The organism is bacterium, assembly GCA_020440705.1.
In the GTDB taxonomy this organism is placed as follows: Bacteria; Krumholzibacteriota; Krumholzibacteriia; order LZORAL124-64-63; family LZORAL124-64-63; genus JAGRNP01.
Genome location: JAGRNP010000098.1, coordinates 1 through 14,909, shown reverse-complemented (window position 1 = coordinate 14,909; position 14,909 = coordinate 1). Strand labels below are relative to the sequence as shown.

Here is a 14,909-nt window from a genome sequence, read left to right as displayed (position 1 = left end):
GGCCCTCTGCGCCGCCAAGCGATACAAGGCCCACGTGATCCAGGGCTGGGATGAGCCCCTGAACCTCTACGTCGCGGTCGCCCTGAAGCCCGGCGAGTCCAAGAGCCCGGCCTTCGCCGCCGCCATCCGGCCGGTGTCGAATTTCGTGACCGAGGAGCGCAGGCGCACCGACCCCGAGATCCGCGCCGCCATCGCCCGCGCCGACGTGGCCGCCAAGCGGGCTGACCACCTCAAGACCCGCGCGGCCAAGGCCACCGCTCCCGAGGAGTACGCCAAGTCCCTGGCCCTGGTCGAGGAGGCCGTCCTCGAGCACGCCGCCATCGAGGTCCCGGTGCACCTGAGGCTGGTGCTGGACGACGTGACCTCCGAGTCCCTCGAGGCGGTGCTGCGCCAGCAGGGCGGCCGCATCGCGCTGATGTCCGACGAGGGCGGCCCCTTCGAACTCATGGGCGGCCGCTACTCCAACGGCGTCCCGAACATCGACGTCTACCTCAAGGGCCACAACGGCGGCAACATCACCACCGACCGCATCGGACGCGAGGGCGGGACCATCCACGAACCCGCCATCACCATCGGCCTGGCGGTCCAGCCCGACGTCATCGCCTCGTTGCGCGACAAGAAGGGCTTCCGCGGCCGGGGCCTGCTGGCCCGCTTCCTGTGGGCGATGCCCGAGAGCCTCGTCGGCCGCCGCGACCCCGACCCGCCGCCCGTCCCACTGGAGGTCAGTCAGGCCTACGAGGACGCGATCACCTCGCTCCTGCGGCGGCCCACCCGGCGCGACGAGACGGGGGAGATCAAACCTCAGCCCATGGAATTCAGCGCGGCAGCCCACGCGCTGGTGGTGGGGCTCAAGGCCAAGAACGAGGGCAAGCTGGGTCTCGGCGGCGAGTACGAGGACGTCGCCGACTGGGCGAACAAGCTCGCGGGCGAGACCGTTCGCATCGCAGGCCTGCTGCAACTGGCCGACCACGCCCTGGAGTCCGACGCCAGCGCTCCTCTGGGGGTCGGCCCGGACCCCATGCGCCGGGCCCTGCGCATCACCGAATACCTCGTCACCCACGCCCAGATCGCCTTCGACAAGATGGGGGCCGACCCGGTCGCCGAGCTGGCGAGGTACGTCCTGGCCTGGATCCTCCGCAACGGCGTGACGAGCTTCACCCAGCGCGACGCCTACCAGCTGTTGCGGGCCGGGTTCAGAACGCCCGCCGAGATGGTTCCGCCCCTGGAACTGCTCGCCGATCTCGATGCGATTCGCCGCCGGCCGGATCCGCCGCGCTCCGGCCCGGGGCGGCCACCCAGCCCGACCTTCGACGTGAACCCCAAACTCCATACACAGAATGCACAGAATGCACAGAATTCACAGAAATCGGTGCCCGGAACCCCGGCGCTGAATTCTGTGAATTCTGTGAATGGATTCGGGGCCGATGCGCCCATTTCTGACGTCAGCCTGGAGGACCACGAAAATGTCTGAGAACCGAGACCTATCGCCCGGACCGCACACCATCACCGCAGTCCGGATCCGCTTGGCTCCCGACAGCACAAGCGGCCTGGTCGCCTTCGCTTCCTGCGTCTACGGTGGGGTGCTGCTCAACGACATCGCCATCCGCCGGGACCAGGCAGGCCACCTGTTCCTGACTTTTCCCAGGAAGCTGGCCGCCTCGGGCCGCCCGCATCCGCTGCACCACCCCATCGACCGCGAGACCGCGGCCCAGTTCGAGGCGGCGGTCATCGGCCAGGTCCAGCGGCTGCTCGGGCCCGCCGAAGGGCCCTCGGAATCGTGAAAGCCGGGCGCGGCAAAGACGACCCCGGCGCGAGGCCCAGCCGCCCCGCGACGACGCGCGTCACCGAGCCCCGCCTCACCGTGGTCGAGGGCACGGAACTGGCCGACCCGGCCGCCCTGGACGAGGCCCTCGGCCTGCTCGTCACCTGGGCCATCCGGGCGCACCGAGAGGATTGCCGCGCCATGGACGATTCCGTAAATTGCGACATAGATAGAGCTTGCGAAGGCAGCAATTGACTTGATGTCCACGGGCGAGACTGGCTGAATACCACTATGAACCCACGACCCGACAACCGTGTCCCCGCGGCCATCTACCTGCGCCGCTCCACCGACCGCCAGGAGAAATCCCTCGGCGACCAGCGCAAGGAGATCCTCCGCTACGCTGCCGAGCACGGCTTCGAGGTGGTGGCCGAGTTCGTCGACGACGGCGTCTCCGGCACCTCGGGCGAGAACCGGCACGGCTTCCTGTCCATGCTGGACGCGGCCCGCTCGGACGGCTGCCGGTGGTGTTGCATCCTGGTCTGGGACGTCAAGCGCTTCGGCCGCATGTCCGGCGACGAGGTGGGCTACTATCGCTACCTCTTCACGCAGGCCGGGATCGAGATCATCTACACGTCCGAGGGCTTCACCGGCACGGCCGCCGACAGGTACCTGCGCTTCTTCAAGCAGGAGGCCGCCCGCGACGAATCGGCCACGCTTTCGAAGGCCGTCATCCGCGGGCTCGTCTCCCTGGCCGACCAGGGCTGGTGGCCCGGCGGCATGGCGCCCTACGGCTACGACCTCGGCTACTTCGACCAGAACGGCGCGCTGTTCCAGATCGTCCGCAACACCGACGACGGCCAGAAGCTGATCCTCGATCCCGCGGGCAACCCCGTCCGCACCGTCAGCCGCGGCCAGAAGGTCAAGGGCTCCGACCGCGAGCACGTGCGCCTGTTGCCCAGCACCCCCGACCGGGTCGACGTGATCCGCCGCATCTTCGGCTGGTACACCGGCGGCGCGGGCCTCGGTTTCAAGTCCATCGCCGACCGCCTGAACCGCGAGGGCGTCGTCTCGCCCAAGGCCAAGGGCTGGGCCATGTCGTCCATCCGGGTGATCATCATGAACCCCGCCTACATCGGTCGGGTGACCTGGAACCGCCGGCGCATGGGCAAATTCCACCGCATCTCGGACAGAAGAGAAGTCGAGCGCGATGGCTGCGGCAAGCGCCGCACGAAGTGGAACGACCCTGAGGACTGGCTCGTCTTCGAGAACGCCCACGAGGCCCTCGTCGATCGGGACACCTTCGACCACGCCCAGCGCATCCAGGAGACGCGCGGCAACCACCGCAAGGCGACCGGCTTCTTGACCGGCAAGGCCAAGACCTCGTCCTACCTGCTGTCCGGTCTGGTCAGCTGCGGGGCCTGCGGCGGCTCCATGCACGGCCGCACCACCTGGCGCAACAAGTGGCGCAAGGACGGCACCCGCATCGGCACGGCGTACTACGTCTGCGGCGCGGCCATCACCAAGGGCAAGACGGTCTGCCAGCCGATCCAATTCCTGCAGCACAAGCTCGACGACTTCGTGCTGGATTTCGTGGCGCAGAGGATCGACGCCCTGCTGGGCGCGCGGGGGAGGGACACGCTGCGCGCGCTCATCGAACGGCAGCTCGCCCCGCCCGGGCCCGACCCGGCCCCCGAGCGCCGTCGCCTCAAGGCCCGCTTGAAGGAACTCACGACGAAGATCGACTCGGTGATCGACCTGATGGCCACAGCAGCGGCCGAACACCGCGAGCTCATGGAGGACCGTCTCGGCCGCCTCCTGGCCGAGCGGAAGGAGATCGAGGGCCGCCTCCGCCAACTCGAGCGGGTCCGGGCCAAGGGGCCGACCCCGGACGCCCTCGTGGACGCCATCCTGGCGGGCCTGGAGGACGCGAGGAAGCTCTTCGAACAAGGCACCACGGAAGAACGCAAACGCGTCGTCCGCGCCTTCGTCGAGAATCTGACGGTCGATGGGGTGGGCGGCTGCGGCGAGCTCCGAACGAAAAGAATCCCCGATGCGCTAGGCATCAGGGATTCTTTCAAAGTGGTAGCGGGGACAGGATTTGAACCTGTGACCTTTGGGTTATGAGCCCAACGAGCTACCAGACTGCTCCACCCCGCATCCGTATCGAGATTTTCGGCGCCCGCCTCGCGACGGGAGGGCGAATATAGGCACCGCCCCGGGGGCTGTCAAGGAACCGGCGCGAAGATTCCGGCGCCCGCCCGCCCGGGCAACTGAAACGATGACAACCGGATCACGGGACGGGGACCGGGGGACTGGCCACGCTCTAGTCCGGCTCCGCCGGTGCCGGCAGGACCATCAGCACTTCCTCGTCCTGGCGCTGCATGTTGTGGCGCTCGCGGGCGATGCGTTCGAGCACCTCCGGATCGCCCGCCAGGTGCTGCAGCTGTTCGCGCCGGTCGGCGTTGGCGGCCTCGAGGCCGGCGACCTCGTCCTGCAGTTCGGCGCGGCGGCCCTGCAGGTCCCAGAAGGCGAAGATTCCGTTCTCGCCGAACTGGACCAGGATGGCCAGGCCGACGAGCCCGAGGGCGGCGGCGTAGAGCAGCAGGCGGCCGGCCGGCAGGCCGTTCGCGGGGCGGCCGCGCACGAAGCCGTCGCGGGCGGTGGGGCGCAGGGGAGTCGGGTGGGTGCTCATCCGAAGCCGGGTCCTTCCTCGCTTCAGGTGACGTCAGCAGGGGGTGGCGGCGCCGACCCGGGGCCGGCGCCGCCGCGATCCTAGCGCAGGTTCGAGAAACACGCCAGCCCGGGATACACGGCCAGGTCGTCGAGCTCCTCCTCGATGCGGAGCAGCTGGTTGTACTTGGCGATGCGGTCCGAGCGGCACAGCGAACCGGTCTTGATCTGGCCGGCGTTGGTGGCCACGGCCAGGTCGGCGATGGTCGTGTCGGCGGTCTCGCCCGAGCGGTGGCTCACGACGTTGGTGTAGCGGGCCCGCTTGGCCATCTCGATGGTCTCGAGGGTCTCGCTCAGGGTGCCGATCTGGTTCAGCTTGATGAGGATCGAGTTGGCGCAGCCGAGCCGGATCGCCTCGCGCAGCTTGTTGGGGTTGGTGACGAGCAGGTCGTCGCCCACGATCTGCACCCGGTGGCCGATCGTCTCGGTGAGCCGGCCCCAGCCCTCCCAGTCGTTCTCGTCCAGGCCGTCCTCGATGGACATGATCGGGTAGTTCTCGATGAGGTCCTTGTAGAAGGCGATGAGCTGGTCGGCGGTCCAGTCCTCGCCGCCCTCGGCCACGAGGTGGTACTTGCCGTCCCTGTACAGCTCGCTCGACGCCACGTCCATGGCGAGCACGATGTCCTCGCCGGGCCGGTAGCCGGCGGCCTCGATGGCCTTCATCAGGTAGTCGAGGGCCTCGCGGTTGCTGCCCAGGTTGGGGGCGAAGCCGCCCTCGTCGCCCACCGACGTGGCCAGGCCCTTCTCGCCGAGGATCTTCTTCAGGGCGTGGAAGGTCTCGGCGCCGTAGCGCAGGGCTTCCTTGAAGGTGGGGGCGCCCACCGGCATGATCATGAACTCCTGGATGTCGACGTTGTTGTCGGCGTGCTGGCCGCCGTTCAGCACGTTCATCATGGGCACCGGCAGGGTGCGGGCCGCCACGCCGCCGAGGTACTGGTACAGGGGCAGGCCCACCGACTCGGCCGCCGCCTTGGCCACCGCCAGCGACACGCCGAGGATGGCGTTGGCGCCCAGGCGCGACTTGTTCTCGGTGTCGTCCAGCTCGAGCATGATGCGGTCGACCAGGAGCTGGTCGGTGGCGTCGACGCCGGCGAGCTCCTCCTCGATCTCGCCCACGTTGCCCACGGCGTTGAGCACGCCCTTGCCCAGGTAGCGTCCCTTGTCCCCGTCGCGCAGCTCGATGGCCTCGTGCTCGCCCGTCGAGGCGCCGCTCGGCACGCCCGCCCGCCCGACGCTGCCGTCCTCCAGGAAGACGTCGACCTCGACCGTGGGATTGCCGCGGGAGTCGAGGATCTCGCGGGCCTGGATCATCTGGATTGCGCTCATGGAGGTGCCTCCGGGGCTGCGGCAGGGGCCGCGGGGAAGGGCGGGCGCCGACGCGGCGCGCCGCCGGATGCGTTCCGGTCGCCCGGAGTCTAGATCCGGGTCGGGGGGATGTCAAATCCCGGTCGGGTCAATCGGTTCGGTCGTCGGGGGCCCCGGCGGCCAGCCGCCGCTTGGCCCGCTGCCAGGCCGCCTCCAGATCGTCCAGGGGGGCGTCCTTGAGGTCGCTCCCCGCGGCCGCGAATTCGGCTTCCACCAGGTGGAAGCGGTCGCGGAAGCGGTTGTTGGCCCGGCGCAGGGCCATGTCGGGCTGGATCTCCAGCCGGCGGGCCAGATTCACCACGGCGAAGAGCAGATCACCGACCTCGTGTTCGAGATGGGCACGGTCGCCCTGCGCGGCGGCCTCCCGCACCTCGGCCATCTCCTCGTCGACCTTGGCCCAAACGCCGTCGAGGTCGGGCCAGTCGAAGCCGACCTTCGCCGCGTCCTTCTGGTAGTTGTGCGCCTGGTGCAGGGGCGCCGTGGCCGCGGGCATGTCCTTCAGGGCCGACTCGGCCGCCGGGTCGAGACCCCTGGCCCGTTTCTCCTCGGCCTTGATCGCGTTCCACAGCTCCTGGCTGTGGCCCGTGTCGCGCGCCTCGGCGTCGCCGAAGACGTGGGGGTGGCGCCGGATGAGCTTCTCGTTCCCCTCGCGCGCCACGTCGTGCATGGTCGTGCCGGTCGTCTCGCCCAGGATCTCCGTGCAGAAGCTGATCATGAAGAGCAGGTCGCCCAGCTCCTCCCGGGCGTGGTCGGTGTCGCCGGCGAGGGTGGCCTCGACGAGCTCGCCGGCCTCGTCCATGAGGTAGCGCGCGGCGTCGTGCAGGGTCTGCTTGCGGTCCCAGGGGCAGCCGCCGGGCGCACGCAGGGTGTGGATGGTCGCCAGCAGGGCTTCGAAGTGGCCGGACATGGGTCGCCTTTCGCGGGGAACCGGGGCGGGAGCGGTCGACGAAGGGCACAAGCTACACGATCCGGCCGATTATTCAACAATGGCACGGCGCCGGAGGCGGTGTTATCCTGTCCGGCCGCCACCCCGCACGAGCCCCCGGGACCGCAACCGAAAGACGGACCTCAGTTGAGCGAATGGATCCGCGTCAAGGGCGCCCGCCAGCACAACCTGCAGAACGTCGACGTCGACTTCCCCCGGGGCGTGCTCACGGCGGTGTCGGGCCTCTCGGGCTCGGGCAAGTCGTCCCTCGTCTTCGACACGCTCTATGCCGAGGGACAGCGCTGCTACGTCGAGTCGCTCTCCACCTACGCGCGCCAGTTCCTCGCCCGTCTGCCCAAGCCCGACGTCGACTGGATCGACGGCATCAGCCCGGCCATCGCCATCGAGCAGCGCAACGCCGTCACCAGCGGCCGCAGCACCGTGGGCACCGTCACCGAGATCAACGACTACCTGCGCGTGCTGTGGGCCCGGGCGGGCAAGGTCGTCTGTCCCGACTGCAACGTCGATGTGACGCGCGACACGCCGGAGTCCATCTGGCGCGACGTGCGCAAGGCCCGCGCGGACGGCACCCTGGTGCTGGTCTGCACGCCCCTGGAGATCTCCAGCGCCGCCGCGGCCACCGGCTGGTGGGAGCCGCTGCTGGCCCAGGGTTTCCAGCGCGCGGTGCTGCGCGGCGAGGTCGTGCGCCTCGACGACGACGCCATCGCCGCCCGGCCCCTGCCCGACCCGGGCGACATCGTCGACGTGGTGGTCGACCGCCTCAAGCTGGGGGCCAAGGTGCGCTCGCGCTTCATCGAGGCGGTGGAGATGGCCTCGGGCCAGTCCGGCGGGCTGACGGTGCTGCGCGATCGCGACCTCGCCTGGCGCGACGAGTTCTCGGCCGACCTGCGCTGCAACGCCTGCAACCGCGTCTTCCCCGAGCCGACCCCGCGCCTGTTCTCGTTCAACAGCCCGGAGGGCGCCTGTCCGGCCTGCAACGGCTTCGGCAACAAGCTCGAGTTCGACGAGGACAAGGTCATTCCCGACCCCGACCTTTCGCTCCGCGAGGGCGCCGTCAAGCCGTGGAGCACCGAGAGCTTCTCGCGCCTGCTCACCGGCCTGCTGCGCTTCTGCGCGCGCCACAAGATCCCCACCGACGTGCCCTGGCACAAGCTGAGCCGCACGCGGCAGCTGCTCGTGCTCGAGGGGGAGGACAAGAGCTACCTCGGCGTCATGCCCTACCTCGAGAAGATGCGCAAGGAGATGAAGAAGGGGCACCACCGCTTCTTCACGCGGCGCTTCATGGGCGACGCCATGTGCCGCGCGTGCGGAGGCAGCCGCCTGCGCAGCGAGGCCCTCGCCGTGCGCCTGCAGGGCATGACCCTCGGCGAGTTCGGCGTGCTCTCGGTCGAGGACGCCCTGAAGAAGGCCGAGGGCATCCGGCTCTCGCAGGCCGCCGCGGCCATGGCCGGCGAGGTGCGCGACGAGGTGCTGCACCGCCTGCGCTTCCTGGACCGCGTGGGACTCGGCTACCTGACCCTCGACCGGCTCACCCGCACCCTCAGCGGCGGCGAGGCCCAGCGCATCCACCTGGCCAACGCCCTCGGCTCGCGCCTGGTCGACACCCTGTACGTGCTCGACGAACCCACCTGCGGCCTGCACGCCGGCGACGTCGACCGCCTCATCGCGACCCTGCACGACCTCGTCCGCGGCGGCAACACCGTGGTGGTGGTCGAGCACGACCTCGCGGTGCTGAAGGCGGCCGAGCACTTCGTCGAACTGGGCCCCGGTGCCGGCACCAACGGCGGCCACATCGTGTACCAGGGACCGCTGCGCGAACTGGTCGCCGGCGGCGACAGCGTCACGGCCCGCCACCTGCGCGGCGAGGTCGCGGGGCGTCCGGCGCGGGCGCGCCGCAAGCCGGGCACACAGGCGCTGGTGATCAAGGGCGCCCGCCTGCACAACCTGCGCGAGATCGACGTGAAGATCCCGCTGCAACGCTTCGTGGCCCTGACGGGCATCTCGGGCTCGGGCAAGAGCAGCCTCATGAACGGCTGCCTCCACGACGGCCTCACGGCACGGGCCGCGGGCGGCTCGGGCCGCGCCTTCCCCTTCAGCGCGATCCAGGGGGCCCACGGCGTGGGCAAGGTGGTGCGCGTCGACCAGACCCCCATCGGCAAGACGAGCCGCTCCAATCCGGCCACCTACCTGCAGATCCTCGCGCCCATCCGCGAGCTCTTCGCCCAGGCCAAGGAGTCCATCGCCCGCGGCTACACGCCCGGACGCTTCAGCTTCAACACCGCCGGCGGTCGCTGCAGCAATTGCCAGGGCATGGGCTACCACCGCGTCGAGATGCAGTTCATGGCCGACATCACCGTGCCCTGCGAGGACTGCCGCGGCAGCCGCTTCAACCAGAGCACGCTGGAGATCACCTACAAGGGGCGCAACATCGCCCAGGTGCTCGACCTGACCATCGACGAGGCCCTGAAGTTCTTCGGCGACGTGCCCGCGGTCAGCCAGCGCCTGTGGCTGCTGAAGAAGGTGGGCCTCAGCTACCTCACCCTCGGCCAGCCGGCCCCGACCTTGTCGGGCGGCGAGAGCCAGCGCCTGAAGGTGGCCCGCGAACTGGCCATGCCCTCGGGCAAGCACAACCTCTACCTGCTCGACGAACCCACCACCGGCCTGCACGCCGAGGACGTCCGCGCCCTGGTGGCCGTGCTGCACGAACTGGTCGAGCAGAAGCACTCGGTGCTCGTCATCGAGCACAACCTCGACCTCATCGCCCAGGCCGACTGGATCATCGACCTCGGGCCCGGGGGCGGTCGCCACGGCGGCCGCGTCGTGGCCCAGGGCACCCCGGAGGAGGTCGCCGCCGTGGCCGATTCCCCCACCGGACGCTTCCTGGCCGGACGCCTCGCCGGCGCCTGAATTCCCCCGCCAATGGCATATCGCTTGCAAAATCCGGCCTGACGGGTGGGGCGGCAATGAGGCCGCATCCCGCTCAACTCGCTGGCGGACAACGCGATGTCCTGCCAGGACGACATCTCGCCGCCGGAGCGCAGGAAAATTATGCCAGAGCTCTTCCGGAAAATCTTCCCGGCCACCGACCGGAGTGGGGCCGGTTCCGACGCCGCCGGCGCAGCCGTGGCCGCCGATCCGGCCGAGGGGCTGCAGGCGGTGCCGGTGGGCCTGGCCCGCCTGCGGGACGGGGAGGTCCTGGCCCTGAACGGGCTGGGGCGCGCCCTGCTGCGCGAGGTCGTGGGGGGCTCGGACCACGCCAACGAGTGCTGGCTCGCCGCGGCGGTGACGCGGCAGCTCGTGGCCGGGCGCGAGAAGGAGATCCTCTCCGGCTGCAGCGACACCCTGAGCGTCGAGGTGCGTCTCGGGCCCGCCTGCCCCGACACGGGCGAACGCCTGGTGGCGGTGCGCCCGGTGGGCGAGACCGGCGGCGCCCGCGCCGACCTGGTCGAGACCGTCAGCACCCTCAGCCACGAACTGCGCACGCCGCTGGCCTCCATGAAGAGCAGCCTGCGGCTGGTCCTGGGGGGCGACGCCGGCGACGTCACCGCCGACCAGCAGCGCTTCCTCGACCTGACGCTGCGGAACGTCGACCGCCTCGAGCGGCTCGTCAACGATCTGCTGGATGTGTCGCGGAGCGGGGGCGAGGCCCCGGCGCTGCAGACGCGCGAGATCGACCTCGGTCCGGTGCTGCGCGAGGCGGTGGCCCTGCACGGACCCGCGGCCCGCAACGCCGGCCTCGAGCTGGACGCGACCGGGCTGCCCGAACGCCTGCGGGCCCACGCCGACCCTGACCGCATCACCCGCATCGTGGCCAACGTGGTGGGCAACTCCCTCAAGTACACGCCGGCCGGGGGCCTGGTGCGGGTGTGGGTCCAGCCCCATCCGCGCCCCGACGACGGGCTGGCCTGGCGGTTGGCCGAAGACCTCTTCCTGCCCCTGCACACCTGGAACCTGGTGGTCGAGGACAGCGGGGTGGGCATGACGCCGGCCGAGGTCGAGCGGGTCTTCGAGCCCTGGTACCGCGGCCGTCGGCACGCCGGCCCGGCCCGCGACGGCTCGGGCCTGGGCCTGCACATCACGCGGGGGCTGGTCGAAGCCCACGGCGGCAGCATCCGCCTGGCCAGCACGCCGGGGCGGGGCACCACCGTCTGGATCCGCCTGCCGCGCGACCCGGCCAGCGAGCAGCTCCTGCGCGCCGTCCGCGAACTGCGGGCCCTGGCCCGGCGCGGTGCGGCCACGGCGGTCGCCCTGCTGGACGGCCGGCCCGAGCGTCCGGTCGTCGACCTGGTCGAGGATTTCATCGCCGGCGGCGTCGACGCGGCCGCGACCAAGGCCGTGGTCCCGGCCCCGAGCCTGGCGGCCTGCCCGGTCGCCGACCCCGCCGCCTTCGCGGCCGCGTGGCGGCGCCACTGCGCCGAGCGTCCCTCGACGGCGGCCCTGCCCGGGTGGCGCTTCCTGCCCCTGGGGCCGGACGCCGCAACGAGGAGTCAATTTCCCGGCATTCCTGCCGATACCATGGATCGGAAACGACCCGTCACCGGGCAGGGGCCCGGCAGCCTGGAGGCCTGAAAGCATGGATCGCAACCTGCGGATCCTCGTCGTGGACGACGAGCCCGATATTCTCGAGACCCTCGAATTCAGCCTCGCCCGGCGGGGATTCGACGTGGCCACCGCCGCCGACGGCCTCGAGGGCCTGGAAAAGGCCAAGCGCACCCCGCCGGACTTCATGATCCTCGACGTCATGCTGCCCGGCTGCAACGGCTACGAGGTGAGCCGCATGCTGAAGGAGTGGATGGAGAACGATCCCCAGGCCACGACCTTCCCCATCATGCTGCTGACGGCCCGCAAGGTCGAATCCCGCGACCGCGAGAAGTTCATCGCCACCTGGTCGCGGGCCGACGCCTGCCTCTACAAGCCCTTCGAACTGGACGAGGTCGTGGCCACGATCCACACCCTGGCCAACCAGTCCGCCCACTGAATCCGCGCGAGCCAACTCCTTCCCGGCCGTACCGCTTACGGCCGGGAAGGAAAATCGCCCCGGGGCGCTTGACAACCCGCGGCGGGGGGTGTTTTATTCCCCGTTCCCGCGGGCCCGCCCCGCGACCCGATTCGTGTGCCTAGGTAGCTCAGCTGGTAGAGCACTGCACTGAAAATGCAGGTGTCGGTGGTTCGACTCCGCCCCTAGGCACCACACGACCATCATGATCCGGAACGGCGCCGCTCCCCGACCGGATTCGTCATATCGGAGCTGGTGTAGCTCAGCTGGTAGAGCAGCTCACTCGTAATGAGCAGGTCTGGGGTTCGAGTCCCCACACCAGCTCCAGCGAAATCTTCGGCAAACCGCGCCAGCGAGCTTCCGGCAGGGAGCTCGCTTCTGCTTGCGACCCTCCCGGACTTCCGGCCTCTCGCCGCCGCCGCGATCGTCACTCCGTCGGGGCCGAACGTCGTCCGCGATCCTGACTCCCGATTTTCAGCCGTGGCGGGCGAAGCGCCGCGCCAGGTGCCGCGCCACATTGACCGTTGCGGGGAGCGAAGCCCCGTTGTTAGTATTTCCGGATCATCGTCAGGGTACCCACGGGGCCCGGCGGCGAGGTGCGGCATCCGGACCGGTCCGTGATGCTGCCCGCCACAGCCGTCGGCCCGCCTGCAGGGAGCATCCGCTTTGCCATTGCAAGTCAGCATCTCCGGCATCCGGGGCGTCATCGGCGACGGCCTCGATGCCGTCACGGTCGCCCGCTGGGCCGCCGCCTACGGCGCCTGGCTGCCCGCCGGCCCGGTCGTCGTGGGGCGCGACAGCCGCGTCACCGGCCCCATGGTCTTCGACGCGGTGGCCGCGGCCCTGGCCTCCACGGGCCACGACGTCTGGGACATCGGCATCGCCACGACGCCCACCACCGAGGTGGCCGTCCAGGAGAGCGAGGCCGTCGGCGGCATCATCATCACGGCCAGCCACAACCCCGCCCAGTGGAATGCCCTGAAGTTCCTGCAGGGCAACGGGCTCTTCCTGACCGCGGCCCAGAACCGCGAGGTGCGCCAGAAGTACGAGGACGGCACCGGCCATGTGGCCTGGGACCGGGTGGGCGCGGTCAGCGTGCGCACCGGCGCCGACGACCGGCACCTCGACGCCATCGGCGACCTGCCCTGGCTGGATGTCGACCGCATCCGGGCGGCGAACCTGCACGCGGTGGTCGACGCCGTCGAGGGCGCCGGCGGCAGCATCGTGCCCCGCCTGCTCGAGCGCCTCGGCGTGCGCTGCACGCCGCTGCACTGCGGCATGTCGGGCCGTTTCCCCCACGATCCGGAACCGACGCCGGCCCACCTGAAGGAACTGGCCGACGCGGTGCGCACCTCCGGAGCCGATCTCGGCCTCGCCGTCGATCCGGACGTGGACCGGCTGGCCCTCGTCGACGGCGCCGGGCGCGCCCTCAGCGAGGAGTACACCCTGGCCCTGGCCATGGACTTCCTGCTGGCCCGGACCCCGGGACCGGTGGCGGTGAACCTGTCGACCACGGGCCTGATCGAGAAGGTCGCCGACCGCCACGGCTGCCGCACCTTCCGCACCCCGGTGGGTGAGGCCAACGTGGTCGAGGCCATCCTGGCCGAGGAGTGCGTGCTCGGCGGCGAGGGCAACGGAGGCGTCATCTATCCCGCGGTGCACGCCGGGCGCGACGCCCTGGTGGGCATCGCCATGATCTGCCAGTCCCTGGCCGAAACCGGGCGTTCCCTGGCCGATCTGGCCGACGCCCTGCCGCCGGTGGTCATGGTCAAGACTAAGGTGGCCGCCGACGCCCTGCCGGCCGGCGACGACCTGGTGGCGGCCCTGCGCCGGCTCGGTCCGGGGGAGATCGACGACCGGGACGGCCTGAAGTGGGTCGGGGCGGGGGGCTGGGTGCATGTGCGGCCCTCGAACACCGAGCCGGTGGTGCGGATCATCGCCGAGGCTCAAGACGAGGCCGCGGCGGTCGAAATGATCAACAAGGTGAAATCGTCCTAGGGCTCGCGACGGCCGCAGCCGGCCCGGAGCCCCCGTTCAACCCAAGGAGTGCCGCATGTGCGGAATCGTCGGTGTCGTCGGCACGGCTGACGCCCCCAACATCCTCATCGAAGGCCTCAAGCGCCTCGAGTACCGCGGCTACGACAGCGCGGGCATCGCGATCCTCACCGCCTCGGGCCAACTCGTGGTCAAGGAGAAGGGGAAGATCCGCAACCTCGAGCAGGCCATCGACTGGGAGCAGCTCAAGGGCTCGTGCGGCATCGCCCACACCCGCTGGGCGACGCACGGGGCGCCGAACGCGGTCAACGCCCACCCGCACCAGGCGGGCAAGGTGGCCCTGGTCCACAACGGCATCATCGAGAACTACGCGGCGCTGAAGGTGCAGCTCACCAAGAAGGGCCACAGGTTCCTCTCCGAGACGGACACCGAGGTGCTCACCCACCTCATCGAGGACTTCTACGACGGCGACCTGGTGCACGCGGTGCAGAAGGCCCTCGGCGTGGTCGAAGGCGCCTTCGGCATCGCCGTCACCCACGTCGACGAGCCCGACCTGATCGTCGGCGCCCGCAAGGGCAGTCCGCTCGTGGTGGGCGTCGGCGACGGCGTGAACTACCTGGCCAGCGACGTGGCGGCCATCATGGGCCACACCCGCCAGGTCATCTACCTCGACGACGGCGAGATGGTCACCCTCACGCCCGACGGCATCAACACGACGACCATCAAGAACGAGCAGGTCACCAAGGAGATCCAGGAGATCACCTGGGATCTCGACGCGATCCAGAAGGGCGGCTACGAGCACTTCATGCTCAAGGAGATCTTCGAGCAGCCCCAGACCATCCGCGACTCGTTCCGCGGCCGCATCCTGGCCGACCAGGGCGACGTGAAGCTCGGCGGCATCCAGCTCACCGACTGGGAACTGCGCAACATCCGCCGCATCATCATCCTGGCCTGCGGCACGTCGTGGCACGCGGGCCTCGTGGGCGAGTACATGCTCGAGGAGTACGCCCACATCCCCACCGAGGTGGAGTACGCCAGCGAGTTCCGCTACCGCTCGCCGATCATCGAGCCGGGCACCCTGTGCCTGGTGGTCAGCCAGAGCGGTGAGACCATCG

11 protein-coding genes, 3 tRNA genes and 3 pseudogenes are annotated in these 14,909 nt (G+C 70.2%); 13 read left to right on the top strand and 4 right to left on the bottom strand.

Annotation, left to right across the window (positions count from 1 at the left end; genetic code table 11):
• The 6 genes and pseudogenes from KDM41_13525 to KDM41_13500 all read left to right on the top strand — a co-directional run.
• Positions 1-1,471: DUF3987 domain-containing protein (locus tag KDM41_13525; GenBank protein MCB1184443.1), on the top strand; the 1,471-nt coding region annotated here is incomplete at its 5' end.
• Positions 1,464-1,781, top strand: coding sequence for a septation protein SpoVG family protein (locus KDM41_13520; GenBank protein ID MCB1184442.1), 318 nt, complete (start codon positions 1,464-1,466; stop codon positions 1,779-1,781). The genes KDM41_13525 and KDM41_13520, both read left to right, overlap by 8 nt.
• Entirely contained in the window at positions 1,778-2,017 is a 240-nt protein-coding gene (locus tag KDM41_13515) for a hypothetical protein (protein ID MCB1184441.1), read from the top strand. The genes KDM41_13520 and KDM41_13515 overlap by 4 nt, the downstream gene beginning before the upstream one ends.
• A 36-nt stretch (positions 2,018-2,053) precedes the next feature.
• A pseudogene (locus tag KDM41_13510) lies at positions 2,054-2,524 on the top strand (recombinase family protein).
• A 15-nt stretch (positions 2,525-2,539) separates the two neighbouring features.
• Positions 2,540-3,091: pseudogene (locus KDM41_13505) on the top strand (recombinase family protein).
• 102 nt (positions 3,092-3,193) lie between these two features.
• Positions 3,194-3,355 (top strand): annotated as a pseudogene (locus tag KDM41_13500) (recombinase zinc beta ribbon domain-containing protein).
• Between the two features lie 487 nt (positions 3,356-3,842).
• Here KDM41_13500 and KDM41_13495 read toward each other — a convergent pair.
• The 4 genes from KDM41_13495 to mazG form a co-directional block, all read right to left on the bottom strand.
• Positions 3,843-3,919 (bottom strand) — tRNA-Met (locus KDM41_13495).
• Positions 3,920-4,085: 166 nt separating this feature from the next.
• Positions 4,086-4,454 (bottom strand): septum formation initiator family protein, encoded by a 369-nt coding sequence (locus KDM41_13490; protein ID MCB1184440.1) that lies wholly within the window; start codon positions 4,452-4,454, stop codon positions 4,086-4,088.
• A gap of 80 nt (positions 4,455-4,534) precedes the next feature.
• Positions 4,535-5,818 (bottom strand): phosphopyruvate hydratase, encoded by a 1,284-nt coding sequence (eno, locus tag KDM41_13485; GenBank protein ID MCB1184439.1) that lies wholly within the window; start codon positions 5,816-5,818, stop codon positions 4,535-4,537.
• A 127-nt stretch (positions 5,819-5,945) separates the two neighbouring features.
• Complete coding sequence (mazG, locus tag KDM41_13480; GenBank protein ID MCB1184438.1) at positions 5,946-6,764, bottom strand: nucleoside triphosphate pyrophosphohydrolase; 819 nt, start codon at positions 6,762-6,764, stop codon at positions 5,946-5,948.
• A gap of 165 nt (positions 6,765-6,929) precedes the next feature.
• Here mazG and uvrA point away from each other — a divergent pair, with 165 nt between their 5' ends.
• From uvrA to glmS, 7 genes are all read left to right on the top strand, one after another.
• On the top strand, positions 6,930-9,710 hold the full coding sequence (gene uvrA, locus KDM41_13475) for an excinuclease ABC subunit UvrA (GenBank protein MCB1184437.1): 2,781 nt from the start codon (positions 6,930-6,932) through the stop codon (positions 9,708-9,710).
• 96 nt (positions 9,711-9,806) lie between these two features.
• Complete coding sequence (locus KDM41_13470) at positions 9,807-11,372, top strand: HAMP domain-containing histidine kinase (protein MCB1184436.1); 1,566 nt, start codon at positions 9,807-9,809, stop codon at positions 11,370-11,372.
• A 4-nt stretch (positions 11,373-11,376) separates the two neighbouring features.
• Complete coding sequence (locus KDM41_13465; GenBank protein ID MCB1184435.1) at positions 11,377-11,781, top strand: response regulator; 405 nt, start codon at positions 11,377-11,379, stop codon at positions 11,779-11,781.
• Positions 11,782-11,918: 137 nt separating this feature from the next.
• Positions 11,919-11,994: transfer RNA gene (locus KDM41_13460), tRNA-Phe, on the top strand.
• Positions 11,995-12,050: 56 nt separating this feature from the next.
• Positions 12,051-12,126, top strand: a tRNA-Thr gene (locus KDM41_13455).
• 339 nt (positions 12,127-12,465) lie between these two features.
• Positions 12,466-13,797: a phosphoglucosamine mutase gene (gene glmM / locus KDM41_13450; protein ID MCB1184434.1), complete on the top strand. Its 1,332-nt coding sequence runs from the start codon at positions 12,466-12,468 to the stop codon at positions 13,795-13,797.
• Between the two features lie 55 nt (positions 13,798-13,852).
• Positions 13,853-14,909: glutamine--fructose-6-phosphate transaminase (isomerizing) (glmS, locus tag KDM41_13445; GenBank protein MCB1184433.1), on the top strand; the 1,057-nt coding region annotated here is incomplete at its 3' end.

Excerpts from the sequence above, each read along its gene's own strand:
- KDM41_13520 (MCB1184442.1), top strand. The coding sequence starts at position 1,464 with ATGTCTGAGAACCGAGACCTATCGCCCGGACCGCACACCATCACCGCA.
- KDM41_13490 (MCB1184440.1), bottom strand. The coding sequence starts at position 4,454 with ATGAGCACCCACCCGACTCCCCTGCGCCCCACCGCCCGCGACGGCTTC.
- eno (MCB1184439.1), bottom strand. The coding sequence starts at position 5,818 with ATGAGCGCAATCCAGATGATCCAGGCCCGCGAGATCCTCGACTCCCGC.
- mazG (MCB1184438.1), bottom strand. The coding sequence starts at position 6,764 with ATGTCCGGCCACTTCGAAGCCCTGCTGGCGACCATCCACACCCTGCGT.
- KDM41_13470 (MCB1184436.1), top strand. The coding sequence starts at position 9,807 with ATGTCCTGCCAGGACGACATCTCGCCGCCGGAGCGCAGGAAAATTATG.
- KDM41_13465 (MCB1184435.1), top strand. The coding sequence starts at position 11,377 with ATGGATCGCAACCTGCGGATCCTCGTCGTGGACGACGAGCCCGATATT.